Origin of the sequence: Streptomyces cinereoruber, assembly GCF_009299385.1 — a bacterium.
Classification (GTDB): domain Bacteria; phylum Actinomycetota; class Actinomycetes; order Streptomycetales; family Streptomycetaceae; genus Streptomyces; species Streptomyces bikiniensis.
In genome coordinates, this window is the sequence record NZ_CP023693.1 from 7,267,520 (window position 1) to 7,293,332 (window position 25,813).

The 25,813-nt window shown below is 76.1% G+C and carries 19 protein-coding genes; 14 read left to right on the plus strand and 5 right to left on the minus strand.

Features of this window, described 5'->3' with window-relative positions; all coding sequences use genetic code 11:
* Positions 1-51 precede the first annotated feature (51 nt).
* Both CP977_RS32690 and CP977_RS32695 read left to right on the plus strand, forming a co-directional pair.
* Positions 52-615 carry a type 1 glutamine amidotransferase domain-containing protein gene (locus CP977_RS32690; protein WP_062760128.1) on the plus strand — a complete coding sequence of 188 codons (564 nt, stop codon included), beginning with the start codon at positions 52-54 and terminating at the stop codon, positions 613-615.
* Between the two features lie 140 nt (positions 616-755).
* Complete coding sequence (locus CP977_RS32695) at positions 756-3,482, plus strand: tetratricopeptide repeat protein (protein WP_152371366.1); 2,727 nt, start codon at positions 756-758, stop codon at positions 3,480-3,482.
* Between the two features lie 36 nt (positions 3,483-3,518).
* Here CP977_RS32695 and CP977_RS32700 read toward each other — a convergent pair whose 3' ends face one another.
* Positions 3,519-4,298, minus strand: a complete 780-nt coding sequence (locus CP977_RS32700; RefSeq protein WP_062760130.1) for a nucleotidyltransferase family protein — start codon at positions 4,296-4,298, stop codon at positions 3,519-3,521.
* Between the two features lie 202 nt (positions 4,299-4,500).
* On the opposite strand from CP977_RS32700, the gene CP977_RS32705 reads away from it, so the two are divergent.
* The 4 genes from CP977_RS32705 (at position 4,501) to CP977_RS32720 (ending at position 7,012) form a co-directional block, all read left to right on the plus strand.
* Positions 4,501-4,683, plus strand: a complete 183-nt coding sequence (locus CP977_RS32705; RefSeq protein ID WP_062760131.1) for a hypothetical protein — start codon at positions 4,501-4,503, stop codon at positions 4,681-4,683.
* A gap of 122 nt (positions 4,684-4,805) precedes the next feature.
* On the plus strand, positions 4,806-5,069 hold the full coding sequence (locus CP977_RS32710; protein ID WP_062760496.1) for a DUF6480 family protein: 264 nt from the start codon (positions 4,806-4,808) through the stop codon (positions 5,067-5,069).
* A gap of 213 nt (positions 5,070-5,282) precedes the next feature.
* Positions 5,283-5,813 carry a DUF5709 domain-containing protein gene (locus CP977_RS32715; protein ID WP_062760132.1) on the plus strand — a complete coding sequence of 177 codons (531 nt, stop codon included), beginning with the start codon at positions 5,283-5,285 and terminating at the stop codon, positions 5,811-5,813.
* A gap of 50 nt (positions 5,814-5,863) precedes the next feature.
* Positions 5,864-7,012 carry a baeRF2 domain-containing protein gene (locus CP977_RS32720; protein WP_152371367.1) on the plus strand — a complete coding sequence of 383 codons (1,149 nt, stop codon included), beginning with the start codon at positions 5,864-5,866 and terminating at the stop codon, positions 7,010-7,012.
* 48 nt (positions 7,013-7,060) lie between these two features.
* Here the strand turns inward: CP977_RS32720 and CP977_RS32725 are convergent, their stop codons facing one another.
* Positions 7,061-7,870, minus strand: coding sequence for an SDR family oxidoreductase (locus CP977_RS32725; RefSeq protein WP_152371368.1), 810 nt, complete (start codon positions 7,868-7,870; stop codon positions 7,061-7,063).
* Positions 7,871-8,068: 198 nt separating this feature from the next.
* Between CP977_RS32725 and CP977_RS32730 the strand changes: the two genes are divergently transcribed.
* Positions 8,069-8,269, plus strand: coding sequence for a hypothetical protein (locus CP977_RS32730; protein WP_062760135.1), 201 nt, complete (start codon positions 8,069-8,071; stop codon positions 8,267-8,269).
* Between the two features lie 234 nt (positions 8,270-8,503).
* Here CP977_RS32730 and CP977_RS32735 read toward each other — a convergent pair whose 3' ends face one another.
* Both CP977_RS32735 and CP977_RS32740 read right to left on the minus strand, forming a co-directional pair.
* Positions 8,504-9,196, minus strand: a complete 693-nt coding sequence (locus CP977_RS32735) for a DUF6766 family protein (protein ID WP_109184804.1) — start codon at positions 9,194-9,196, stop codon at positions 8,504-8,506.
* Between the two features lie 82 nt (positions 9,197-9,278).
* Positions 9,279-9,683, minus strand: coding sequence for a hypothetical protein (locus CP977_RS32740; protein ID WP_063915274.1), 405 nt, complete (start codon positions 9,681-9,683; stop codon positions 9,279-9,281).
* A 331-nt stretch (positions 9,684-10,014) separates the two neighbouring features.
* Here CP977_RS32740 and CP977_RS32745 point away from each other — a divergent pair, with 331 nt between their 5' ends.
* The 6 genes from CP977_RS32745 (at position 10,015) to CP977_RS32770 (ending at position 24,556) form a co-directional block, all read left to right on the plus strand.
* Positions 10,015-10,872 (plus strand): DUF4132 domain-containing protein, encoded by an 858-nt coding sequence (locus CP977_RS32745; RefSeq protein WP_062760137.1) that lies wholly within the window; start codon positions 10,015-10,017, stop codon positions 10,870-10,872.
* A 26-nt stretch (positions 10,873-10,898) separates the two neighbouring features.
* A complete protein-coding gene (locus tag CP977_RS32750; protein ID WP_152371704.1) occupies positions 10,899-15,818 on the plus strand; it encodes a DNA-binding protein in 4,920 nt (1,639 codons plus the stop codon).
* Between the two features lie 133 nt (positions 15,819-15,951).
* Positions 15,952-17,106, plus strand: a complete 1,155-nt coding sequence (locus tag CP977_RS32755) for an ATP-binding protein (protein ID WP_062760138.1) — start codon at positions 15,952-15,954, stop codon at positions 17,104-17,106.
* On the plus strand, positions 17,103-20,873 hold the full coding sequence (locus CP977_RS32760; protein WP_152371369.1) for a vWA domain-containing protein: 3,771 nt from the start codon (positions 17,103-17,105) through the stop codon (positions 20,871-20,873). The genes CP977_RS32755 and CP977_RS32760 overlap by 4 nt, the downstream gene beginning before the upstream one ends.
* The gene (locus CP977_RS32765; RefSeq protein ID WP_152371370.1) at positions 20,870-22,750 is read left to right on the plus strand and encodes a hypothetical protein; all 1,881 of its coding nucleotides are present in this window, start codon (positions 20,870-20,872) and stop codon (positions 22,748-22,750) included. The genes CP977_RS32760 and CP977_RS32765 overlap by 4 nt, the downstream gene beginning before the upstream one ends.
* Before the next feature lie 339 nt (positions 22,751-23,089).
* Positions 23,090-24,556, plus strand: a complete 1,467-nt coding sequence (locus CP977_RS32770; RefSeq protein WP_152371371.1) for a threonine/serine exporter family protein — start codon at positions 23,090-23,092, stop codon at positions 24,554-24,556.
* Here the strand turns inward: CP977_RS32770 and CP977_RS32775 are convergent.
* Positions 24,534-24,989: a flavin reductase family protein gene (locus CP977_RS32775; protein WP_229991480.1), complete on the minus strand. Its 456-nt coding sequence runs from the start codon at positions 24,987-24,989 to the stop codon at positions 24,534-24,536. The two genes, CP977_RS32770 and CP977_RS32775, sit on opposite strands and share 23 nt — an antisense overlap.
* 178 nt (positions 24,990-25,167) lie before the next feature.
* Here CP977_RS32775 and CP977_RS32780 point away from each other — a divergent pair, with 178 nt between their 5' ends.
* On the plus strand, positions 25,168-25,782 hold the full coding sequence (locus tag CP977_RS32780) for a flavodoxin family protein (protein ID WP_109184809.1): 615 nt from the start codon (positions 25,168-25,170) through the stop codon (positions 25,780-25,782).
* Positions 25,783-25,813 lie beyond the last annotated feature (31 nt).

Sequence of the window (25,813 nt, forward strand, 5' to 3'; positions counted from 1 at the left end):
GTGAGGGTGAGGCGCAGAAACGAGGGGGTCCACAGCAGAGAGGAACGCACAGTGTCGCTCGACGGAAAGAACGTTCTCGTCCTCACGACGAACTACGGCACGGAGCAGGACGAACTGGAGCAGCCGGTGGCCGTCCTCCGCGAGGCGGGAGCCCGCGTCACGGTCGCCGCACAGACGGACGAGGGCGTCCAGACCCTCGTCTCGGACAAGGACCCTGGCTCCGTGGTCCAGCCGGACACGACGCTCGCCGAGGCCTCCGCGGATGGATTCGACGCCGTGGTCGTCCCGGGTGGCACCGTGAACGCCGACCAGATCCGCACGGACGACGACGCCCGCCGCCTCGTCTCCGCCTTCGCCGGGACGGGCAGGCCGGTCGCCGCCATCTGTCACGGACCGTGGCTCCTCGTGGACAGCGAGCTGGCCAAGGGCCGCCGGCTGACCTCGTACCCCTCGCTCCGCCCCGACCTGGAGAACGCGGGGGCCACCTGGGTGGACGAGGAGGTCGTCGTCGACACCTCCGGAGGCCACCCCCTGATCACCTCCCGCAACCCGGGCGACCTCGACGCCTTCTCGGCGGCGATCGTCCGCACCCTGAGCGGCGAGGCGGCGGCCTAGGGCCTGTCCGGCGGATCAGGGTCGGACAGGCCCTAGGCGCCGATCAGCCGGACAGGCCCCGGGCCCCGGGGACCGTCCACTGACCAGCGCCCTGCGAAAAAGCGAAAGAGCGAGCAGGCGGCAGGACTTACCATCCAGCCATGGGGGGACCGGAACCGGCACCGTACGGAAGCGGAGCGGGAGCGGCGGCGCGTGGTGATCGCGCCCGGACGGCCGCGGCGCATGCCGCGGCCTCCTGGCTGAGCATGCTCCGGTGGGCGGCAGGGCTCCTGCCGCCGCCCGCAAGGGCGCGCGCCGTCGCCGAGCTCGACGCCACCGGTCTGTCCGTGGCGGCGGCCCCCTTCTACCCCGTCAGGCACGGCATGCGCGCCGCACACCACGACACCCGGCCCGTGGACGAGCGGCAGGGCCCGTCCGGCCGGGAGCTGGTGGCCGCCCTGCGATCCGTGGAGACCGCGGTGGACGGCGACCGACTGCTCGACGCGGCGCGCGTGGACTGGGACGTACTGGCCGCCGCCCACGCGAGGGACCCGTTTCCCTCCGTGCCGTCACGCGCCCTGATCGCCCGCCGCGACTGCCCCGACCCGTTCACCGTCGCCCTCCTCACCCCGTGGCGCGTCGAGGTCGCCAACCGCATCGCCGCCCGGCAGAAGAACCGGACGGGCCCCGCCGAACGGAGGTCGGCCTACCGGGCTCACACGGCACCCCTGGTCCACTGCCACGACCTGTCCGACGAGATCAGGAAGGTGCTCCTGCCGCACGTGTCCCACCTGCGGACGCCGCTGCTGCGTCTGCTGCTCGCCCCCGGCAAGGCCCGCGAGGTGGTACGGGCGACGGCCCGGCTGGACCGTCTGCTGGCGGCCGTGGACCACGGCGACCACGGCCACCTGCCGAGGATCCAGGCGTTCTGGGACGCCGTCGGGGCCGAACTCCGCGACACCCTGGGCGAGGACCGGACGGCGTGGACGGCCGTCGCGCGACGCCTCACCCGCCACAAGGGCAGCCTGCGTGAACTCCTCGACACGCTCGGTGATCCGGTACCGGGCTCCCGCAAGCACGGCCCGGACCTGCGCGTTCTGATCCAGGCACCGCCGAGCGTCCTGACCGCGATCGTCGCCGACCTCGACGACGCCGCACTCGAACGGGCGGCCGAGCGGTACGTCGGGGACGACCGTGTCCGCACGGCCGACGGGCTGCTCGTCACCGCCCTGGCACAGCTGGAACGAGCGGGCGTGGCTCCGCGACGCCCGCTCGCCCGCTGGGCGCACGGCGCTCTGGCCCACCGTCCCGGGGAACTCGCCGAGGTCGCCTGGCTGTACGGAGGGTCCCCGGACCTGGACGACTCCCTGATCCGGCTCGCCCGCCTCCGTCCGGACCTGCGCCGACGGCTCGCCGCCGCCCACGCCCAGCCGCCGCCGGCCGTGGACCCGGTGGCGGAGCTGCGCGAGCAGCACGACGCCGTGCGGGCACAGCTCGTCCTGGACAGCAGTTGCCCGGACGACACGCCGTGGCCGCGGCTCCTCGAAGCGCACGCCGCCGAGCCGTTGCCCGAGCCCGTGCTGTGGGTACTGGCGAGCCGCCCCGGCTTCCCCGCAGTCCTGGCCCGCGCCCTGCCCGGCGCCCGGACCGAGGACCTGGCGGCCCAGGGCGCCGACGCCGCCCGCCACGCCCTGGCACACCTCGCGGGCCGGAGCCCCGGCGACGTCCTCGACCACCTCCACGCCAGTACGGCCGGAGCCACGATCCACTCGATACGCGCGAGGGGCACGCTCGACGACCGCACCGTGCTCGACACGGCACGCCCCGCCGCCGTGCCCCTGCTCTACGGGCGCGGTCTCCTCCCGGGAGACCGGAGCCGCGACGCCTGGAACAGCGCCTGCGCCGAACTGTTCACCGACGCCGCACGACGCTTCGGCCCCGGGTTCTGGCACTGCCTCGCCCACCGGCTGCCCATCTTCGAGGGGACCCTGCCCGAGCTCCTCGCCCCGAGGCCGGGCGACGCCCTCGCCTCCCGGCTCCACCGACTCGCCGAGAACCCGAACGGACTCACCGAGAATCCGGGCGAGCCCGCGGGGACGAGCCCCGTACACGCGCTCCTCGAACGCTACGAGGAGCGGGTGCGAGCCGCCACCGCCCTCCTCCACCCGGACGCCGACCTTCCGGGCGCGTACGGGCCTCCGGACGTACGCCGATCCCCGGACGCACACGGGTCCCCGGGCATACACGCGTTTCCGGACCGCGAGGCCGCGCTGCGCCTGCTGGACGCCGAAGGGGAGAACCTGCCGCTCGTCGCCCGCGTGGCGAGCACCGTACGTCCCGGCCTCGCGATCGCGCTGCCCCGGCTCGTCGCCCCCTACCTGCGTGAGCGGGGCCGCATCGCGGAACTGGTCCCCCTGGCCGAGTCGGCCCGGCGGACCGCCGCCCGTGTCGCCGACCGCCGCGGCGAAGCCGACGCCGAGGCAGCCCTCGGCAGAGCCCTCTTCCTGCTGGGTCGCTACGAGGAGGGCGTCCCCGCCTGCGAACGGGCCCTCACCCTTTTCCACGACATCGGCGACCCCCACGGGGCAGCTCGCACCAGCCGCGACCTGGGCCGCGTCCTGCTGTTCCTGCACCGCTTCCCGGAGGCCGCCACCGTCCTCGAACGCTCCCGCCCGCTGTGCCGGGAGGCCGGCCTCCCCCTCCTCGAAGGAAACGTCTGCCTCCTCCTCGGCCACGCCTTGCGCCACCTGGGCCGTACGGCCGAAGCCGCCACCGCCTACCGTGACGCCGTCGCACTCCTCGACGGGAACGGGGACGGGAGCGGGCGGGGGCGCGCGCTCGACGCCGCGAAGCGCGAGTTGGACCGGCTCACGGCGGATCCCACGTGACGACCGTGAGCCCGCCGCGTCCGACGGTGCGGTGACCTACGAGCGATCGGCTCCGCCCGGGCCGGAAGAATCGGCGGGGCCGGCGGGGCCGTGGGTCGGCAGGACGTGGAGCAGTTCCAGCAGGTAGAGGAAGGCGACGGCCATCGGGGCGTCCTCCGTCTCCCGGCGGACGCGTGCCCAGTCGACCCGTTCGCGCAGGCCCCGTGCCACCGGCAGCAGGGTGCCGAAGTCGCAGTGGTGCTCCGAGAACGCCAGCAGCCGGGAGATCAGGAGGTCGGTCGGCGCGATCACCGGCATGTGGACCGAGTCCACCGGCAGCGTCTGGGCCCGTTCGAGCAGCTCGGTCGTGACCGGCTGCCCCGCCAGGGAGAAGATCAGATCGATCTCCTCACCGCCGGAACGCGCCTTGACCAGCCAGTCCTCGGGCGGTTCGACGATCCGGACGCCGTTCTCCCGCAGGGCGTTCGTGACGGCCTCGGCGTCCTCCCGCCGTACCGCGAAGTCCGTGTCGTGCTGGAGCCGGACCGGAATGCCGTGCGCGTAGGCCGCGACGCCGCCGACCAGGGCGAACGGGCACCCCGACGCCTTCAGTACCGCCCCGACCTGCTTCGTCGTCTCCAGGATCGCCTGGGTGTGGTCGGGAGGCAGCACGGTCGCGTCGCCCTCGTGCGCTCCTCGTGCTCCGTGGTCCTCCCGCGGAGCCTTCCGGGGCTCGGGAGATCCGGAACCCGCGAGCACATGGTCGTGAGCGGCGTACGAGGGGTACGCCTCTCCGTTCGCCGACCGGCGCGCGGCCGGGTCTTCCGTGAGGTTCATCGCCTACTCCTGTCCTCGCCACTGGTCCGACGGTCCCCTCGAAGGGGTGGAACCGCGTCTACCCAGTGCGGGCCCGGCCATCCGTCCCGATGATCGGCCGCGACCGGGGGAATCGGCTGTCCGGAAACTGTCTGTCCGGCCCCGCACCGGGTAGTCGCCGGGAGGAGGAGACAGGACGAGAACGATCGTGAGGAGGCCCGCAGTGCGGACCACGGAGCGGCAGACGGAAAGCGGACGGAGCCGGCTCACGGACGAGGAGTTCCGCACCCTGATGAGGGAGGCGTCCGCCGAGGCGCGGCGCCTGTCGCTCGGCGAGCCACCCGGGGCGGAGCCCGACTTCGCCCTGCGCACCCAGCACGCCGAGTTCGGAGCCGCCGCCCACTGACCGACGGGCCGGCGCACCGGCCCGTCGCGCGGTCGGCCCGCCGTACGCCGGATGGGACCGGTACGGACGGGTAGTCGCGTACCGGCCGCTTCACATCCGGCATCCGGAGGGAGATGGACGCCATGACCGCACCGAGCAACCCCGACCCTGAGCCCCGGGACACACCCGGCGCCGGAGGGGGGACCGATGTGCCCCGCCCCGGAGTCGGAGGCGGGATCGCACCCGGGGAGACACCACCGGCGGAGTCCGGTACGGGGACCGGGACCGGCCCCTACCGGCCGCTCCGGCGGGGATGGGCCACCGGCCCGCTCCTCGCCCTGTGGGTCATCGCCGTCGTGTTCGCGCTGTTCTTCCTCGTGTACGCGATCGTCCTGGCCACCGACTGAGGTCCCCGCCGGAGGCCGAGCGGGCACCCGTCGGCCCCGGACCGTCCCGGGCCCCCGGCCCCGCCCGCACATGCGCGAACGTACGGGCCCGCGAGCCCGCCGAGGCGAACGATTCCGAGCACCGGCCATCGGCCCCGTAAGTCGGCCCCGCCCAGACCCCGGCCCCGGCCTCGACCTCAACCCCGACCCGACCCGACCCGAAAGGAAACCCTCATGGACCGCAACGAGCCCGACACGGACGAGGCCCGCGGCGACGACGTCTACCAGCCCACCCACTCCGACGTGGACAACCGTCCCACCGACGCGCTCGATCCGGACAACGCGATCCTGACCGACCCCCTGGAGGACATGGCCAGCCCCGGTTACTCGCCTCCCGAGCGGCCGCGAGGGGTGACCCGGTACGGCACCACCCAGCGCGAGCAGCGCGAGGGCGAGTCGCTGGACGACCGGCTCGCCCAGGAGGTCCCCGAGGCGCAGCCGCCGGAGGGCGACAGCATCGGCGACCTGCCGGGCGGCGCGGGCGAACCCGTCGACGAGCAGGCCGGCACCACCCGGGCGGGCCGTCTCGCCCAGGTCGACACCCCGAGGGAGACGGGAAACCGCACGGTCGCCCGGGACGTCGGCCCGGACGACTGGGCCGCGCCGGCCGAGGAGGCCGCGATGCACGTGGACACCGGCGCGGACGCCACGGTGGACGAATCAGGACCGTCCGGATGGCGCGAGGAGCCCGGTACGGAGCGCTGACCGCCTCCACCACCCCCGCACGCTGCACGTTCCGACCCCATGGGGACACCATGAACCTCGACTTCCTCAAGCCGCTCCTGGAACGCCCCGGCCCCTGGGCCTCCGTCTACGTCGAGACCGACCGGTCCACCGAGGACGCGGCGCAGATCCAGCGGCTGCGCAACCGCGCCGCGGCCGCGCAGCTCGTCGACGAGGGCGCCGACCCGGCCACGATCCGCGCGGTCGCCGAACGGCTCGGCGCCGAACCCGTCTCCGGCCCGCCGCCCGGACGCGCCCTCTTCGCGACGGAGGGCGAGGTCGTGCTCGACCTCCCCCTCACGGCGGCCCCGCCGTCCGCGGAGGCCACGTGGACGACCCTCCCGCACATCGCGCCCCTGGTGCTCCTGCGGAGCGACGAACCCGCCTGCCAGGTCGCCCTCATCGACCGGGAGGGGGCCGACCTCGAACTGCGGGACTCCCGCGGCAGGCGGAACCTGGGCGAGGCGCGCGGGAAGCAGTGGCAGGGCCGCGGACACCGCTCCATCCCCCAGGACCGGTACGAATGGCACTACAGCAACAAGGTCGAGGACGCCTGGGAGGAGACGGCCGACATCATCGCCGGCGAACTCGCCCGGCGCTGCCCGCAGGACGGCGGCACCCTCCTGGTCCTGGCCGGGGACGCGCGCGAGCGCAAGGCCGTACGGGAACGGCTGCCGCAGCGGCTCCGGAGCGTCGCCGTCGAAGTGGACCACGGCGGCCGCGCGCCCGGCGCCTCCACCGAACTCCTGGACCGGCAGATCGAGGAGGCCCGCTCCCGCTACGCCCAGGAACGGGTGCGGAGCGCGCTCGACGACTTCCGCAGGGCGCGGGGCCGCCCCGGCGAGCACCGCGAGGTGACCGTCGACACCGGCCGAGGCCCGGCCGCCGAAGGGATCCCGGCCGTGGCGGCGGCCGCCCGGGAACACCAGGTCGCCACCCTCCTCCTCGGCCGGGGCGCTCCCGACGCGAGCCGCCCCGTGTGGGTCGGCTCCGGCCCCGACGAGATAGCCGTGGGCCGCGCCGAGGCCAGGGGATGGGGGATCGGCCGGCCGGAGGAGGCACGCGCCGACGACGCGCTGCTGCGCGCCTGCGTGGCCGCGGGCTCCGAGGTGCTGGTGGTCCCGGAGGAGATGGCGGGGCCCGCGGGCGGCCTCGGCGCCGTCCTGCGCTGGAGCGACTGACCGGCCCCGCCGCCCGCCCACGGGTTCGCGGGCGGGCGGCGGGACCCCTCAGGGCCGGCGCCAGTCGTCGGACGTCAGGTGCGAGCCCGCCATCGGGCCCATGCGGAGCATCCCGCCGTCCACCGCCCAGGACGCCCCGGTCACGTACGACGCGTCGGGGCCCGCGAGGAAGGCGACGACGGCGGCGACCTCGCGCGCGTCCCCCGGCCGCCCGAGCGGAACACCCGGCCGGGACGTGCCCCGGACGTCCTCGTCCTCCTGGCCGGTCATCGGGGTGGCGATCTCGCCCGGCGCGACGGAGTTCACGGTGATGCCGTACTCGCCCAGCTCCAGGGCCATGACCTGGGTGAGGAGCCCGAGTCCGCCCTTGGCGGCGCAGTACGGCCCCGCGCCCACCCGGGGCTGGTGCTCGTGCACCGAGGTGATCTGCACGATGCGACCCCCGCGCCCCCGGTCGATCATCCGGCGGGCGGCGCGCTGGGCGCACAGGAACGGCCCCGTCAGATCGACGTCGAGCACCTCCCTGACCTTCTCCAGACTCAGGTCGAGGAAGGACTCGGCCGTGCCAGTACCGGCGTTGTTGACCAGGACGTCGACCCCGCCCAGCTCCTCCGCCAGCCGGTCGACCACGTCGGCCGCCGCCGGCAGCTCCGTCAGGTCCAGACGGGCGACGGCCGCCCGTCGCCCGTGGGCGCGGACCTCCTCCGCCGTGGCCTCGGCACCCGCCTCGTCGGTGTGCCACGTGACGCCCACGTCGAGACCCGCCTCCGCGAGCCGTACCGCCACGGCGCGCCCGATCCCGGAGTCCGAACCGGTGACGATCGCCGTGCGCGGGTCGAAGCCCTGGATGTCGGCCATGGCTCCGCCTCCTCTCGTACTCCTGCTCCTGCGTGTGCCGCGCGCACCCGGCGCGCAGTGCGTCCCGGGTGCCTCGCGCGCGTGATGCCTCTGCCGCTACCCCCGCCGGGGCATGGCATCCGCGGGATCGGGGAGACGCGCCAGGAGAAGGACACCGGCCCGAGAAGGACACCGGTCCATCCGACGTGAGGAGACGCCATGAGCGGCCCGCAGAGTCGTGAACAGCGAAGGAGCGGAAAGGGCGCGGCCACCCCGCAGGACCTCGCCGAACTCAAGGCCCGTCAGGCCCACCGGTCCGACGAGAGAGGCCGGGGCGCGGCACACGGTACGGACAAGGGGGAGAAGGGCGGCGGCGAGGGCGGCGGAACCCCTCCCGACCAGCGCCCCGAGGGATCCTGATCCCGACAGGTCCGGACCCGGGCGGGCCCTGACCCCGGTCGAGCGGCCCCGCCGCCGGCCCGGGAACGAAGGGCCACGCCCCCCGGTACCCACCGGTGCCCCGGCGGTCCGAACCGCCGGGGCACCGGCACGAGTGGGACCCGTCCCACCGGGCAGGGGCCGGGTGCCGCTGTCCGGGCTCTTCCCCTCCTGCCCGGGCAGCGGTCCGGCGCCCTCGGGGCGCCGCGCCGCCCGTCACCCCTCCACGCCCGTGGCGCCGTGCGTGGCGCCGACGGGCTTCGACTCCGGTGAGCCGCGCTGACGCAGGTACACGGAGAGGACCGCCATCGCGGCCACGGCCAGCAGCTCCGACTGCCAGTTCTGCAGGGACCGGTTCCAGAAGTCGGACGAGGCGAGGTACGAACGCCAGGGAATCGGCGCCTGGAGCTGGCGCAGCCGCAGCTCGTTGTAGGCGGCGGCGCCCGAGATCGACTGCGCCAGCCAGGACAGCAGGAAGAAGACGGCCATGACGAGCCCGAGCGACCGGGAGTAGAGGGCCTGCCGCCAGTCCTTGGTGCCCGCCCACCGGGGCGAGTCCGCCCGCGCGTGGTCGCCCATGCGCTGGTCGCGCTCGCTCTCGGTGCCCGCCCTGTCCAGGGGCTTGGACTCGGGCGAGCCGCGCTGGAGCAGATAGACCGTGCCGAAGATGTACAGGAAGAACTGGAGGAACTCCGACTGCCAGTTCTCGGTGACGTCGACGGCGAAGTCCGAGGACATCAGATAGTCGCCGAAGCCGATCTGCTGCAGCCCCTCGACGGCCAGCTGCTCGTTGAACTCCGCGCGCCCTGCGACGGCCTGCGCGCCGAGGACCACCAGGAAGGCGGCCCCGAAACAGAGGGTGAGGCTGTTCGACCGCCAGAAGCCCCCGCGGTCCCGGCCGGCCGTCACCGCTGCATCATCCCGATCGCGGTGAAGTACCCGAGGCCTCCCACGACGGTCAGCACGCACAAGACGAACATCGCCCGCACGGTCACGCTCCCTTCAGTACGCAGCGGTACGGTTCGTCGCCGCCCTCCGGCACGCATCCGGCGGCGGTCACCCGCCATCCGCCGTCGAACTGAGACAGGAACAACGTCTCGCCCTCCAGCCGGAGCAGCGCCTGCCGGCCGTGGACGTCCACGCTCGACGTCCCCTCGCCCCGCGGCAGGTCCTGCGAGGCCAGCGCCCTCGCGCACGGCTGCTTCTCGTCCTCCTCCAGCTGTTCGCGGCTCTCCGGCGCGAGCAGGGCGCACGCCGCGCCGTAGGCGTCGGCGGCGAGGGCCTCCTCGAAGGCGCGGCCCGCCCGGGTCGCCCCGTCCCGGCGCGCCTGCGGCGCACCGCACGCGCACAGCACCGCCACGGCCGTCAAAGCTCCGACGAGCGCGGGGATCCTCACCCGTCTCCTCCGTCCGGTCCGCACGGCCACGGCGCCAGATCTTGTACGCCGCCCCACAGCTACGCCCTTCCGGACCGCGACGGCAAGGACGGCGAGGCCGAACGCTCCCGGACCTCACCTGTTCGGGTGTGCCCCCGATCCGCCGGAAGAAGCCCCGGCGGCGGAGAGCCGTGAGAAGGCCGGCCGGGGACCGCCCGTCCGGGCCCCGAACACGCGTTGTCAGTGGCCCTGGTTAGTCTCCCCTCATCTTGCGGTTCAGGGGCTTTCGACCCCTTGGTTCGAGCTGCGCGATTTCTGACGGACTGATGGACAGGCGGAGGGGGCACGGCCGATGGCGTGGCTGACGGCGGACGAGGGGTACGAGATCACCCTCGATGAGGGGCGCGTGGTCGCACGGCGCGCCGGGGGACGGCAGTTGAAGACGCTGCCGAAGGCACTGCGGGACCACCCCGAGGTCGACCGGCTCCGGCGCCTCACCGAATGGCTGGACCGGCACGCGGCCGCGTGCGTGGCCCAGGTGGACGCCTGGATGGTGTCCTCGCTCCCCGTGCCCACCGGGCTCGTCGCCCGCGTGTGGCCGGACGAGGCCTGGCAGTCCGCCCTCCGCGACATGGCCGTGGTGGGCGACGACCCGGACGAGGTCGGCTTCCTGCGGGACGTCACCGCCGACGGGGAGCTGAAGGTGGTCGACCTCGACGGCGAGACCGTACGGCTCTCCCCGCGCACCGTCACCCTCCCGCACCCCGTGCTCCTCCCCGACCTGGACGACGTGCGGGACTTCGCGGCCGAACTCGGCATCACCCAGCGGGTGGAGCAGATCCACCGGGCCACCTGGACCAGGCCGGCCGCCGCCCACCCGGAGACCGCCACGGAGGTGCGGGACTACGCGGGCGGGAAGTTCGCCTCCCGCTTCGGCCTCGCGGCCCGCGCGACCTCGCTCGGCCACCGCGTCTCCGGCGGCTACGCCACCTGCAAGGTCCGCGACGGCGGCCGCGCCACGGAGGCGTCCGTCTGGATCGGTGAGCCGTACTGGGACGGCGAGTCGGAGACCGGCGCGCTCGGCTGGCACGACGACGAGGGCCGCGCCGTGCGGCTGAACGAGGTCGGACCGGTGGCCTGGTCCGAGGGAATGCGCATGGCCGCGGCGCTCTACGCCGGCCGCACGATCGAAGAGGGTGGGGACGCGTGACCGGCACGACCGCTTCCGACAGGACCATGGACGACGCCCCCGGCGGGGCCCGCGACCACGCGGAGCTGCTCGCGGCCGGGGCCGTGCTCCCGGCCGGCACCGAGGACGCGGGGGCCTCGGCGGTCGAACTGACCGCCCGGACCTACCGCCACCCCGTCCTCGGCGAGGACCGGGTCGTCGTCCGCCTCGCCGCGGCCGAACTCGGCCCCGCCGAGGACCTCGCCGCCGGCTTCCTCGGCCTCGAACCCCACGGGGAACCGGCCGTCGTCGGCCTCGGCCGCCGCCAGGAGCTGGGCTTCCCCGAATGGGTCCTGGTGCACCACCCCGAGGACGGCCACCACGCCCTCGCGGTCGTCCCGGAGCTCGACCGCCTCGCCCGACAGGCCAGGACCAAGCCCAAGGCCGCCCTGGACGCCTGCCTCGAACTCGCCGGCCGGCTCGCCTCCTCGGTCCCGCACTTCCTGCCCGTCTTCTACGAGCAGGCCGCCCGGATCTTCCTCGGCGTCGAGAACGCCACGTACGCGGGACAGCTCTTCGCCCGCGCCCGCACCAGCGAGGCCCAGCACGGCCTCGCCGTCGACGAGGACCGGCTCGACGCCGTCTTCCTCGAATTCGCCCTGGTCGGCGCGCTGCCGGTGAAGGTCCTGACCGGATACGGCAAGGATCTCGCCGCCCGGCTCGCGCCCACCGAGGCGTACGAGCGCTTCCGGCGCCTGTGCGTGCGCCGGACCGCCGGCGGACTCGCCCCCTCCTCCCAGGCCACCACGGAACTGCGCCGCCTGGCCCGCGCCGCCGGCCTGTCCGCCGCCGAGGCGGAGCAGGACCACCTCGCCGAACTCCTGCCGCTGCCCGCCACGCTGCGGGCCGCCGACGGCTGGTGGAAGACGCACCGGTCCGCCCTCGTCGCCCTGGCCCGCCGCGTCCCGGCCGTACGGGGCACGCTCCTGGGCATGATGCCGCCCTCCGACGGCGACGAGTTCAGCGGCATGTGGCTCGGGATCCTCACGGAGTCCGGGGCGGACGCCGGACTGACCGGCGCCGACGTACCGCCGGAGGAGCGCTGCGCCGACGGCGCGGCCGGCTGGCTGGAGCGCTTCCACACCGCCCGGCACCGGGGCTGGGGCAGCCGCCGCACCCTGCCGGCCCTCCTCGACCTGGTGGAACGGGCTGCCGACCGGCTGCGCGCCGACCTCGCGGCCCGCCCCGACGGCCAGGGCGCCCTGCGGATCGGCGTCGAGGACCTCGACCTGCTCGACCTGCTGCTCTCCCTGGACATCCCGGTCGCCGACCCGCCCGTCGACGGCCCCAGGACGAGGACCGCCTCCCTCAACCTGTCGGACTGGGCACGCGGTGACAACCCCCGCGACCTGGCCGCGATCGCCGCCGACCCCCGCTTCCGCCCCGCCTTCCGGCACGCCGCGAACTCCTACCACGACGCCTCCTCCGGAGCGGACGTGATGCGCCGGCTCGCCGCCTCGGCCGGCGGCCGCCCCATGCTCACCGAGTGGATGCGCGACGTCGCCCGCGACTCGGTCGCGGCCGGACTGCCCGGAGTGCCCCAGGCGATCGCCCGCCTGTCGTGGCTGCCCGCCGAAGCCCTCGCGCTCGCCCCGGAGGAGGTCGCGGCCGCCGCAGGCGCCGACCTCGGCGAGACCCTGGCGCGCACCCTGCGCGGCGGCCTGTGGGAGGAGTTCCACTGGCCGGCGTGGGAGGAGGCCGTCGCGGACCTCGCCCCCGGGCGCGACAAGCTCGACGGCCTCTCCGTCTTCGAGGCCTGGCCGTACCTGATCGTCGCCAACTCCACCCGGGTGCGCGTCATCGACGCCGACTCCACCGTCCTCACCCACGACCTGCGCGTGCCCACCGGACGCTCCTCCCACCGGTACGGCTTCCACTACGTCGACGGCGCCCTCCTCGTGTTCTGGACCGGCTACGGCAGCAGCCCGGCCGAGGGCTACTGGCACACCGCGCCCGACCACGTGGTCACCCTGGACGGCGACGTCAACTACTGGTCCCTCCGCTCCGACCGCCCCAGCCTGCCCCTGCCCGACGGCGGCCGCACCACCGGCGCCGGAGTCCTGCACGCCGGCGACACGGCGCTCCCCCGGGAGCGGACGGTGATCTCCGACGGCACCTCGTACTGGGTGTGGGAGAACGCCGAGCGGTACGAGAACGGCGAACGGCACGACGACAACGGCTGGGCCGAGTACGACCCCGCCGAGAACGCCCGGGGCCGGCGTTCCCTGCCCGGCTTCCTCGCCGACGCCACCCGCTCCCACGCCCCCGGCGCCGAACTGGCCGCGCACTCCTCGTGGCTGCGCCCCGCCCCCGCGGTGGAGGGCTCGGCCCTGGGCACCCCCGCCGACGGCCTGCTCGGCTGGCGGGTCCTGCGGATCCCCGGCGACGGCTGGCGCGCCGACGACACCGCCGGCCGCCGCGTCTCCCTGCCCGAGGGCTCCGACATGCCCGTCGCCGCCCTGACGTTCCCCGGCGACGACCGGCCCAGGGCCCTGACCCGCCAGTGGCGTGAACTGCTGCTCACCGACCCGGACGGCGTGATCACGACGACGTCCGACAGCGACCGGAACGACATCTACGGCACCGCCGCCACACCCCTGCCGCCGCTGTCCCACTTCCACGCGCTGCGCCCGCGCGACCCGCGGGGCTCGGACGTGCTGCGCGCCGCCGACACGGAGACGGCCGGCACCCTCCTGAAGGCGGCCCTCCTGGCCGAGCGGGCCACGGACCTCCCGGACCTCGTGACCGCCGCGCTGCCCGGGATCACCGCGCCCGAACTGGTCGCGGGCGTGGTGAAGGCACTGCGCTTCGCCGTGACGCAGCAGAAGGCCCTGGACTCCGTGGCCGCCCGGCTCGACCCGGCGGCCGACCCCGGGGAGGCACGCGCCGAGGGCCCCCACGACAGCCTGCTCGCCGAGGCGCTCGACGGCCTCACCGGCTCCGGCCACTACAACCGGGGCGCCGCCTCGGACGTGGCCCACCGCCTCCTGGGGGAACTGGCGGCGGCACGGGCCGGCGCCTCCGCCCCGGTCTCCCCGGGGACGCTCCACCACGACCTGCCCTCCCTGCCGTACTCCCCGTTCTCCTTCGTCCCCCTCCTGAACGAACCGGCGGCGATCGCCTACCGGGCCGTCGCACCCGGCAGCGGTGAGGAGCACCGGGCCGCACTGCTCGACGTGCTCGGCCGGGTCGACGCCCTGGGCCTCGCTTCGACGGAGGACTCGACCGACCACTGGCGCCGGGTGATCCTCCACCTCGCCACCCCCCACCTGCACACCCCCGACGGCCTGGAACGCCCCACCTCCCACGGCACCGTCCTCCCGCTCGGCGGGGGAGCGGCCCTCGGGATCACCGGGAACGACTGGTCCGCCGATGGCGGACGGGAGTTCGAGGCGCTCCTCCACGCCCCCGACGGCCGGTTCGAGGCACCCGCCCCGTACACCCTGCGCACCGCGACGCCGATCGGCGACCGCACGCGCGGCGCCGACTGGCTGACCGCCTTCCTGCGGGAGGCGGAGAACCGGGGGGAGGCCCCCTTCCTCCCGGAGGCGGCCGAGGAGTTCAGCAGGCTCACCGGCGTCCCCGGAGCAGTGGCCCGGCTCGTCCTCGCCGGCATGCCGAACGTGGACGACTGGGGGAACGGCTTCCTGCCGACGCAGCTGCGCACCTTCCTCGGCCTGAAGGTGGCCGAGGCGGCCCACGCGCGCGACGAACTGCGCCCGCTCTCCGTCGAGGTGCGGCGCGCCGTGGTGGCGGCGCTCCTGCCCGAGGACCCGGAGCGCCTGTGGACCGAGGGCCCCGACGTGGCGTCGGCGGCCGCCGCCTGGAACGCGTACGTGGGACGGCGCACCCGGGTCCCCGACTGGCTGATCGCGGAGGCCACCCGCGGGGTCCGCACCGGCTGGCCCGTCCACCGGGCCCTCCCGGCGCTCCTCGACCCCGCCGCCTCGCCCGAGCTCTCCACCGACGTGGCGTGGCACATCGCGGGGGACCGGCCGGCTCCCGTGACCCCGACCGCCCACCCGTTCACCGAATCGGTACTGACCGCCTCGATGGGCCTGACGGCCTGGCTGGCCCACCGGCTCCCCGCGGGCGCCCCCGCGCGGTCGGCACTGCCCAGCGCCCTCACCGCCGTACGGCAGCGCCTGGCCTCGCCCGAACTCCTCGTCTCCGCCGGGTACTACACCAGCCTCCCGGACTTCCGGAAGGTGGCGGGCACGCCGACCGAGACGGCACCGGACCACGAGCGGTACGGCGCGGTCCTCATGGCCACGCACGACGACCGGCCCCAGCCGGCCCTGCGGACCGCCCTGCTCGACTCCACCGGCTCCGACCCGTACCTGGCGGTCCTGCGCGGCGCCGACCAGCAGCCGATGGGGATCGAGACGGCCCTGCGGCGGGCCCACGACCCGGCGTTCGCACGGCTCCTCGCCGACCCGGGCGCGCCCGCCGCCGGGGAGCCGGACAAGGACGGCACCTGGTGGCCGCAGGACCCCTCGCGCTCCGTGCCCGACCTGGTCGCGGAGGCCGCCGGGGCCCACGGTCTGGGGGCCGACGCGGCGGCGCTGTACCTGATGCTCCTCGCCCTGCCCGACCCCACCGACCGCAACACCGCCCGGTGGACGGGCTGGAAGCCGGCCCGCCTCAAGGCGGCCCGCGCCGAACTGGCCGCCACCGACCTGGTGGTCTCGGCCGTACGGGCCCGGGCGGGACGCTCGCTGTTCCTGCCCGGCGCCTGGTCCGAACAGAAGGGCCTCGGGCTGCCGGTCGAGCAGTGGAAGCTGCCGATGTACGGGCCGTTCCTGTGCGCCCTGGTGCCGGTCGAACCGGCCGCCGAACTGTTCGCCCGGGCGTGGCGGCGGACCCTCGACGGCGACGTCCCCCGCTTCGAGGAGCTGAAGGTCCGACGCACCAGGCGCCGCCGCTGACGGACCCGCCGCCGGTCGGCCGACCGGCCACGGCCCGGCGCACCGCCCCCCGCCGCACGCGGCGACGGCGCGGCGCACCCCGTCCCGGGTGCGCCGCGCCGCCCCACCCGTACCCCTTCCGGAGGAACCCCGCATGACCGTCACCGAACAGCCCGCCCCCGCCCGGCAGGTCCGGCCCGCCGAGGAGCGCCACGCCGTCGAACTCGCCTTCCTCGCCGCCCAGGACCCCGGCCCGCGCCCGCCCGGCTGGGCCCTGACCCCCCGCGCGGTCGTCACCTTCGTCTGCGGCAGCGACGGCACGGAACTGGCCCTGCCGAAGCGCCGCGCGGGCCTGCCGTCCAAGCTGGGGATCACCCCGAAGTTCGTCGGCGAACGCGCCCTGGTGGAACGCTGCGTGGTCACCCTCGCCGGAGAGCGCGGACTGCTCCTCACCGGCGAGCCCGGCACCGCCAAGTCGATGCTGTCGGAACTGCTCGCGGCCGCCGTCAGCGGCACCAGCTCCCTCACCGTGCAGGGCACCGCCGGCACCACCGAGGACGCCTTCCGCTACGGCTGGAACTACGCCCTGCTGCTCGCCCAGGGCCCCACCCCGCAGGCCCTCGTCGACTCCCCGGTCCTCGCCGCCATGCGCACCGGCCGGGTGGTGCGGGTCGAGGAGATCACCCGCTGCCTGCCCGAGGTGCAGGACGCCCTGGTCTCCATCCTGTCCGACCGCCGGATCACCGTCCCCGAACTGACCGCCACCGAGGACGCGGTGGTCGCCGCCGCACCCGGCTTCACCGTCATCGCCACCGCCAACCTGCGCGACCGGGGCGTCTCCGAGATGTCCGCCGCGCTCAAGCGCCGCTTCAACTTCGAGACCGTGGACCCGATCGCCGACGCCGACGCCGAGGCCGTCCTGATCCGCCGCCAGGCCGTCGCGGCGGTCCAGCGCGCGGGCGCGTCCTTCGGCGTGGACGACGCCGTCCTCGACGCCCTCGTCACCGTCTTCCGGGACCTGCGCTCCGGCCGCTCCACCGAGGGCTGGGACGTGGAGCGGCCCGGCACGGTCATGTCCACCGCCGAGGCCGTCCAGGTCGCGGCCTCCCTCGGCGTCGCGGCCGCCTACCTCCCGGGCGGGGACGTCCTCGACCTCCTGCCCGGCCACCTCCTCGGCGTCGTCCGCAAGGACGACCCGGCCGACCACGCGCGCCTCCTCGGCTACTGGGACGGCCCGGTCCGCCGCCGGGCCGAGAACGGCTCGGCGATGTGGCGCCGCCTCTGGGACCTGCGCGGGAGCCTGCGGTGACGACCCTCGACCCCCTCGAACCACTTGATCCGCTCGACCCACGGGCGGCCGTGGACGCGCTCGCCGCGTCCCGCACCCCGTACCTCCTCGGGGTGCGTCACCACAGCCCGGCCCTGGCCGCCGTGGTGCCCGCCCTCCTCGACGAGGCGGGCGCCGAGGTGGTCTGCGTGGAGCTCCCGGCCGACTTCCGGCCCTGGCTGGAGCACCTGGCGGACCCGGAGACCGTCGCCCCCGTCGCCCTGGCCGGGGCGGGCGAGGGCGGACGCCTGTCGTTCTACCCCTTCGCGGACTTCTCCCCGGAACTCGCGGCGGTGCGGTGGGCCCGCGACCACGGCGCGGAGGTCGTCTGCTGCGACCTCCCGCTGTCCGACCCCGGCTGGTCCCTGACCGGCCCGGGCGACTTCCCCGGTGTCGAAGCCGTCGACGGTACGGACGAGGGCGCCGGCCCCGGGGGGACGCGGGGACGCGGCTCCTTCGCCGGGGCGCTCGCCGCGGCCGGCACCGGCCGGGACGGCGAGGACATGTGGGACCGCGCCGTGGAGGTCCTGGCCCCCGGCTGCTCCCCGGAGGCGGTGCGCCGCGCCGCCCTGGGCGTGGGCTGGGCCCTGCGGAACGACGCAGCCGTGCCCGCCGGCGACCTCGCCCGCGAGGCCCGGATGCGGCAGGTGATCGCCGGGGCCTCGGCCGGAGGCCGCCGCGTCGCCGCCGTGATCGGCGCCTTCCACGCGCCCGCGCTGCTCGTACCGGGGGAGGGGAAGCGGGCGACCGGTACGGGCCGGACCGCCTCGGACGGCCGCGCCCCGGCAGGCACCGGCATCGACACCGGTACCGGCTCCGGCTCCGGCACGGACGGGCCCGGCAAGGCCGGCCACGGCCGCGCCCCGGCGCCCTCGGCCACGGACCCGGCCGCCGCGGTGACCTCGTTCGTCCCGTACTCCTTCGACCTGCTCGACTCCCGGTCCGGCTACCCCGCCGGGATCCGCGACCCGCTGTGGCAGCAGGCCGTGCTCACCGCCGCCGGGGACCCCGAGCGGATCCGGGAGGCGGCCGCCGCCGCGGTGACCGGCCTGTGCCGGGAGATGCGCCGCGCCGGACACACCGCCGGCACCGGCGAGGCCGCCGAGACGCTGCGACTTGCCTGCGACCTGGCCGCGCTGCGCGGACTCCCCGCCCCCGGACGCGGAGAACTTCTGGAGGCCGTCACCACCGTCCTCGGACAGGGCGAACCCCTCGGCCGGGGCCGGGCGCTGGCCCGTGCCCTGGAGGCCGTGTTCGTCGGCACGGCACGCGGCCGGATCAGCCCGCGCGCGCCCCGCTCCGGCCTGGGCCCCTCGGTCGAGGAGGAGCTCGCCCGGCTGCGGCTGCCCCGCCCGGAGGAGCCCGAACCCCGCGAAGTACGCCTCGATCCCCTCCGTTCGCCCCTCGACGGGCGCCGCGAGGTGCTGCTGCAACGACTCCTCGTGATCGGCGCCTCCTACGGCGAACCCCTCGCCGTGGCGGCCACCGGCGACGGCACCGCCCTCGGCACCAAGTGGCGCCTGACCTGGAACCCGTCCGTGCCCGCCCGGCTCGACCTCGCCGGAGTCCGGGGAGTCACCGCCGCCCAGGCCGCCGCCGGCACCCTGGCCGAGACCGCGCGCCGCGCGGCCGCCGAGGGCGGCCCCACCCCGGCCCAGATCCTGACCGGGCTCGCCGCCGCCGCCCGCTGCGACCTCCCCGACCTGGTCGACGCCCGGCTGCGCGAGGCCTCCGCCGTCCTGCCCGACACCGCGGACCTGCCCGAACTCCTCGAAGCACTGGACCTCCTGGAGGGCATACGACGCGGCCACCACCCCGGCACCACCGAGGACGCCCGAGCCGCGGCCGGCGCGCTCACCGGCGAACTCCTGGAGGCCGCCGTGCGGTCGCTGCCCGGCCTGGCCGGGAGCGACGCCCCCGCGGACGCCGGAGCCCTCGTGGCGCTCGCGGACCGGTCGGCCGCCCGCCACCTGGGCCTCCGGATGGAGCAGGCCCTCGCCGCACTCGCCTCCGACGGATCGCCGCTGATCCAGGGCGCCGCCCTGGCCGTACGGGTCCTGCTCGACCTGGACCCGGCCGGGGACCTCGGCGAACGGGCGGCCGGCTGGATCGACGGCGCGACCTCTCCCGACACGCGCCGGGCCCTGACGAAGCGCCTCGCGGGACTGCTCACGGCCGCCGGACCGCTGCTCCAGGCGTCCCCGGAAGCGCTCACCCCCCTCCTCGACCGGATCGACACCCTGGCCGACCAGGACTTCCTCGACCGGCTCCCGGCCCTGCGCGGCGGCTTCGACGCCCTCGCCCCGGCCGCCCGCGACCGGCTCCTGACCACGGTCACCGAACGGCTCGGCGACCGGCTCGACCTCTCCCTCGACGCCCCGCCCGAGCTGCTCGCCCTGTGGGCGGCGGCCGACGCGGCCGGACTCGCCGCCCTGAAGTCCCTGGCCCTGGCCGCCCCGGAGGCTCCGGTCGGCCCGGCCCCCGCACCCGGCACCGAGACCGCCGCCGGAAGCGGCACCCACCCCGTACCGGATACGGACGGACCGGATACGGACGCGCCCGGCACCGTCGCACCCGTGTCGTCCGGTGCCGACGCTCCGGCGGACACGCCCCCGACCGGGGCGCCGGACCGCCGGCTCGCCCCGGCCGACCGCTGGCGGCTCCTCCTCGGCCGCCACCGGGACCGCCTCTCCGCCGACGCGCGCCGCTACGCCCGCGCCCTGGACGAGCTCTACGGCGGCGGACGAGGCGAGGGCGCCGACGACCTGGACGCCGGATCCGGCGGCGGGGGACAGGAGGCCTCCTTCCCCACCGCACGCGAGTGGTCCCAGGAGCTGGAGGCCCTCTTCGGCGCCGACGTGCGCGAAGAGGTCCTGGCCGAGGCCGCCGACGCGGGCCGCGTCGACGTGCTTGCCCAACTGGACCCGGCGTCGGTCCGCCCCTCGGTGGAACTCCTCGGCTCGGTGCTCTCCCTGGTCGGCGGCATGCCCGAGGCCCAACTCGCCCGGCTGCGGCCCCTGGTGAAACGGCTCGTCGACGAGCTGGCCCGGGAGCTGGCCACCCGCCTGCGCCCGACGCTCTCCGGACTCGCCACCCCGCGCCCCACCCGCCGTCCCGGCGGCCGCCTCGACCTCGCCCGCACCCTGCGCGCCAACCTCGCCCACACCCGGCGCACGGACGACGGCCGGGTCGTGGTCGTGCCGGAGCGACCGGTGTTCAGCACCCGGGCGAGCAAGGAGTCGGACTGGCGCCTGGTCCTCGTCGTCGACGTCTCCGGCTCGATGGAGGCCTCGGTCATCTGGTCGGCGCTCACCGCCGCCGTGCTCGGCGGCGTACCGACCCTGTCCACGCACTTCCTGGCCTTCTCCACGCAGGTCGTGGACCTGACCGACCGGGTCGAGGACCCCCTCTCCCTGCTCCTGGAGGTACGGGTCGGCGGCGGCACGCACATCGCGGCGGGGCTCGCGCACGCCCGCTCCCTGATCACCGTGCCGAGCCGCACCCTCGTCGTCGTGGTCAGCGACTTCGAGGAGGGCGCGCCGCTCGCAGGCCTCCTCGGCGAGGTCCGCGCCCTGGCCGCCTCCGGCGCGCACCTCCTCGGCTGCGCGGCGCTCGACGACGCGGGGGCGCCCCGCTACTCGGTGCCGGTGGCGCGCCAACTCGTCGCCGCCGGGATGCCGGTGGCCGCCCTCAGCCCGCTCGCCCTCGCCCGCTGGGTGGGCGACCGCCTCCGTGGAGAACCCCGTTGAGCCCCGAACCCCTGCCGCCCGTCGCCCCCGACGTCCTCGCCGAGGCCGTGGAGCAGCTCAGCGCCCGGCTGCGCAAGAAGCTCGACGCCGCGATCGAGGGCTGCGCCGAGCGGGCCGCCCGGGCCGCCGACGGCTCCCTCGACGTGCGCTTCGGCGAGGACGCCCTGGTCACCCTGCGCCCCGGCCCGTCGGGCGCGGTCACCGAAGCCGGTCAGGCCGTCTGCACCTGTCTGCTGGCCCCGCGCTGCCTGCACCGCGCGGCGGTCCTGGGCGCGGCACCGCTCGCGGACGCGGAAGGGGAAGCGGAGACAGGGGCGGAAACGGGCGCGAAGGGAGAAGGCGCGGCGGACACGGACGCGGTGCCGGAGTCCCCGGAGCCGACCACGGGCCGCCCCGCCCCGCCCCGGTCCGACGCCAACACCGTCACCCCCGGCCCCGCCCCCGAACCCTCCGAGGCGACCCCGCCCACCCCCGCCCAGGTCCGGGCCGCCACCGCCCTGTGGGAGGCGGCCGCCGAAGCCCTGGCTGCGGGGGTCACGGCCGGCGGGGCGGTGGTCCAGGCCGAACTGCTGCGCGCCGCCCACACCGCGCGCCTGGCCGGACTGCCCCGCGCCGAGGCGGCCGCGCTGCGCGTCGTACGAGGACTGCGCGCCGCCCGGGAGCGCGGCCGGGGCCAGCGCCTCGGCGACCTCGCGGGAGCCTTCCGGGACCTCCTGTCCGGCGCCGCCCCGCTCGCCTCGGGGACGGCGGGGCCCGGCCTCGCCCCCGCGCGGCGCACCTACGGGCAGGGCGGCAGCCTCAGGGTGTACGGCCTGTGCCGGGAGCCGGTCCTCTCCGCCACCGGGTACGGGGGCGTCGCCACGCACCTGGTGGGACCGGACGGTTCCCGCTACACGATCTCCGACGTGCGCCCCGGCGGACTCTCCCGCGCCAGGGGAGCGGGGTCCGCGTCCGTGGCGCTCGGCGGGGCCGTCCTCGACCACGCGGGCCTCGCGCGCGGGGGCCTGCGGATCGTCGGCGCCACCGTCTCGCCGGACGGGCGGCTCGGGGCGGGCCGGGGCGTGAACGCGACCCCGCTGCGCGGCCTGGACTGGTCGGAGGAGCCCGCGGCGGCGCTGTTCGCCGGGCCGGTGGGCGAGGCGGTGGCCGCCGCGCTCGACGCCGGCGCGCGGGAGGGCGACGCCCCCGAGGCCGCCTTCCTCGGCTGCGACGTGGAGGTGGTCGGCGCGGCGGGGGAGTACCTCGTGGCCCGTGTCGCCGGGGGCGGGCCGCTGCTGCGGCTGCGCCCCGCCCACCCCCATCCGGAACTGCCGCACGCCGCCAACCTGCGCAGGATCGCCGAGCACCCCGGGCTCGTCCTGCGCGTCCTCGGGCGTCCGGACCTGGACCGGGCGGCGACGCTCCGGCCCCTGGCGGTCGGCCCGGTGCCGGGCGAGTCGTACACGCTGCGGCTGCCGGAGGAGTGGCTCGGCCGGGCCGACCTGGGGTACGACCGCCTCCAGGGAAGCCACTTCCCGCGCGCGGCGGGTGCCGGGCCGCTCGCCCCGGTGGACGCCGTGCCGGATCCGCTGGCGGACGCGCCGCTGTGGCGGGTGCGGCGGCTCCTCGAAACGGGGGTCGCGGGCGGGCGGCGCGCCGTGGCCGAGGCCGGCCGGGGGGCGGACGCGACCGCCCTCCTCGCCCCGCTGCGCCGGGCGGGCCTCGGCGGGGCGGCGCAGCTCGCGGAGGCCCTGACGGCGGAGGCGGACCGCCGCCCCCGCGACGCCTTCGGCCGCCTCACCGACGCCTCGGCCGACGGCTACGCCCGGGCCTGGCTCGCCTCGGCGGTCCATCTGGCGGCGGCGGAGAGGTCGTTGGTGGCGGCGTCCTGGTCCTGACGCGTCCCTGAGGCCCGGACCGCGACCGGGCCCGTCCGGTCGCGGCCCGACCCGGTACCGCCACCGGGTCACGGGGAAGGCGCGTCGCGGCCGGTCCGCCCGGGCCATGACGGACCGCGACACGGCCCCCTTCCCGAGGCCGGGCGCGACGCCCGACAGCGCCCCCGCCCCGGGCACCACACCGCACTGCCGGGCGCCGCACTGCACCGCCAGGCACCGAGTCCCCGCGCACCGCGCCCCCGTCCGCGTCACCCGTCCGGCAGGCGGAGAGCCCGGCGAAGGGCGGGAACGGTAGGTCCCAGACCGGGCGACGGGCGGACACGAGGGCGGGACGAGGGCATGCGACATGTGTTGCGGAAGCGGCGGGAGGCCGCCCGGGCGCGGCAGGAGCGGCTCCAGCGGCTCCGCCGGGACGACCGGACGCTCCTGGACCGCCTCTACGGGACCCCGTACGAGGACATCGCCTTCCCGCCGCCCCGTTCCCTGGACGACACCGAGGCGGTGGAGATCCTGGGCTTCGCGCTACGCCTCGGCCGCGCGCTCTTCCTCGCCGGGGCGGAGACCCGACGGATCGAGTCGTCCGTCGTGGCGGTCACCGCCGCCTGGGGAATGGGCAGCCAGGAGGTCGACATCAACGCCCGGTCGATACAGGTGCAGTACGCCCCCGAGGGCCGGCGGCCCGTCGTCATGCTGAAGGTGATGGGCTCGGAGGACACCCGGGACCTGGACCGGCTCGCCGCCCTCGAACGCCTCACCACTCACGCCGCCTCCGGCCGGCTGAGCCGGGAGGCCGCCGCCGGGACCCTGGACCGGATCGAGACGGGGACCTCCCGCTGGCCCTGGTGGTTCGGCCTGGGCGGCGGCGCGGTCCTGGCGGCGATGCTGTGCGTCCTGGCCTCCGGGACCATGCGCGCGGCCCTGGTGTCGCCCCTCGTGTTCCTGCTCGCCGACCGTGGCGCCTGGGTGCTGTCCCGGGGCGGGCTGCCGTCGTTCTTCGTCACCGCCGCGCAGACCGCCCTGCTGCTCGTCGCGGTCACGGGGCTCACGGCGGCCGGGGGCCTGAGCCACGCGGAAGCGGCCAGCGTGATCGCGGCGAACGTGATCCTGCTGCTCCCGATCTTCACGATCATCTCGCTCACCGAGGACGCGATCGACGGCTTCCGCTCCATGGCGGCGGGCCGTGCGGTGAGCCTCCTCGCCTTCTTCACCGCGCTGGCCTGCGGCTTCCTCGCGGTCGGCTTTCTGCTGCGGGGCGCCGACGCGGAGGCCCGCTCCACCGCCCTGATCCCCCTGCCGGTCGTCCTCTCACTGCTCACCAGCGCGATCGGCGCCCTCGGGAACACCGTGTTCATGGGCGGGGGGCTGCGGATCATCCCGCCCGCGGTCGCCACCGCCGTCCTGGGCGCGGGCGTCAAACTGGCCTGCGTGGGCGCGTTCGGCTGGTCCGCGCCCCTGGCGACCGGCCTCGCGACGGTGGCGATGGGCCTCGCCGCCGCGGTGCTGTCGCCGCGCACGGGCATCCCGGTCCGCGCGTTCGTGATCCCCGGCATCGCCGGCGGCGTGCTGCCGGGCCCGGACCTGTACCGGAGCCTGCTGCAATGGCTGCTGCACGTGGAGGGCGCGGGGGCCTATCTGGCGTCCACCATGGCGTCGGTGGCCGCCATCGGCATCGGCGTGGTCTTCGGAACCCTGCTCGGCACCGCCGCCGAACGCCGGTGGCACTACCGCGGGGGCGGGCCCTCCCGTACGGGCGGGGCACCGGGGCCCGCCGAACCGTCGGCCCTCAGGCCGGGTGCCCCGGCGTGAGGTCCGTGACGTCGCCGAGACGGAGGAGCGGGGCCCCGGACGGGTCGGACGGACCGGGCGGACTCTGCTCGACGGGGGCGAGCAGGAAGCCGACGTGGTCCCCGCCCCCGACGCGCTCCCGGATCTCGCCGACGAGCCAGGCGCGGCAGTCGGCGAGCACCGGCGCCCCGCCCTCGCCCGGCCGCCAGTCCACCCGGGCGAACTTGTCGGTGTCGTCGCCCGTCCGCCCGCCGAACAGCGCCGCCGTCTCCTTCTGGTCGTCCCGCAGGACGTGGACCGCCAGGTGGGAGGCGCGGCACGCGACGCGATAGGTGTGGTTGGCGGTGGAGAGCCACGCCATGAAACGGGGCGGGTGGATCGAGCACGGGGAGGCGAACCCCACCAGGCAGCCCGCCCGCTCCCCGTCCGCCGTCGCCGCCGTGACGACGTACATCGGGTAGTCGAGCGCTTCGGTGAAACCGTCGGCCACGGTCGGCTCCTGGGGGTTCGGGCGGCTCCCGGAGCGCTTCTCCGGGGGAGGGGAACGCTTTGCCCCGATGGCCGCCCGGCAAACGCGCGATATGGGCCGCTTGTGCGACATAAGGTCCCCTCGGCGGGGTAGCGGCACACCCATGGACACGACACCCCTGCGCGCCGTCGCCCTCGTCTGCACCCTGTCCCCGTCACCCGCCCGTTCCAGCTCCCAGCTCCTGGCGGAGCAGGTCATGGCGGCACTGGGCGAGCACGGCGTCACCGGCAAGACCATCAGGATCGCCGACCGCAACGTCCTGCCCGGCGTGGAGACCGACATGGGGGAGGGGGACGACTGGCCGGAGATCCGCGACACGATCCTGGGCGCGGACATCCTCGTCCTGTCCACCCCCATCTGGCTCGGCCACCCCTCCAGCATCGCCCAGCGCGTCCTGGAACGCCTCGACGCCGAACTCTCCGAGACCGACGACGAGGGTCGGATGCTGACCTACGGCAAGGTGGCGGCCGTCTGCGTGGTCGGGAACGAGGACGGCGCGCACAAGGTGAGCGCGGACCTCTTCCAGGGCCTCAACGACGTCGGCTTCTCCCTCGCCCCCAACGCCGTCACCTACTGGGTGGGAGAGGCCATGCAGGGCACCGACTACCAGGACCTCGACAAGACCCCCGAGGCCACGGCCGGCACCACCGCGACCCTCGCCGCCAACACGGCCCACCTGGCCCGCCGCCTCAAGTCCGCCCCGTACCCGCCGTCCTGACCCCACCCCCGTTCCCGCCCCTACTTCCACC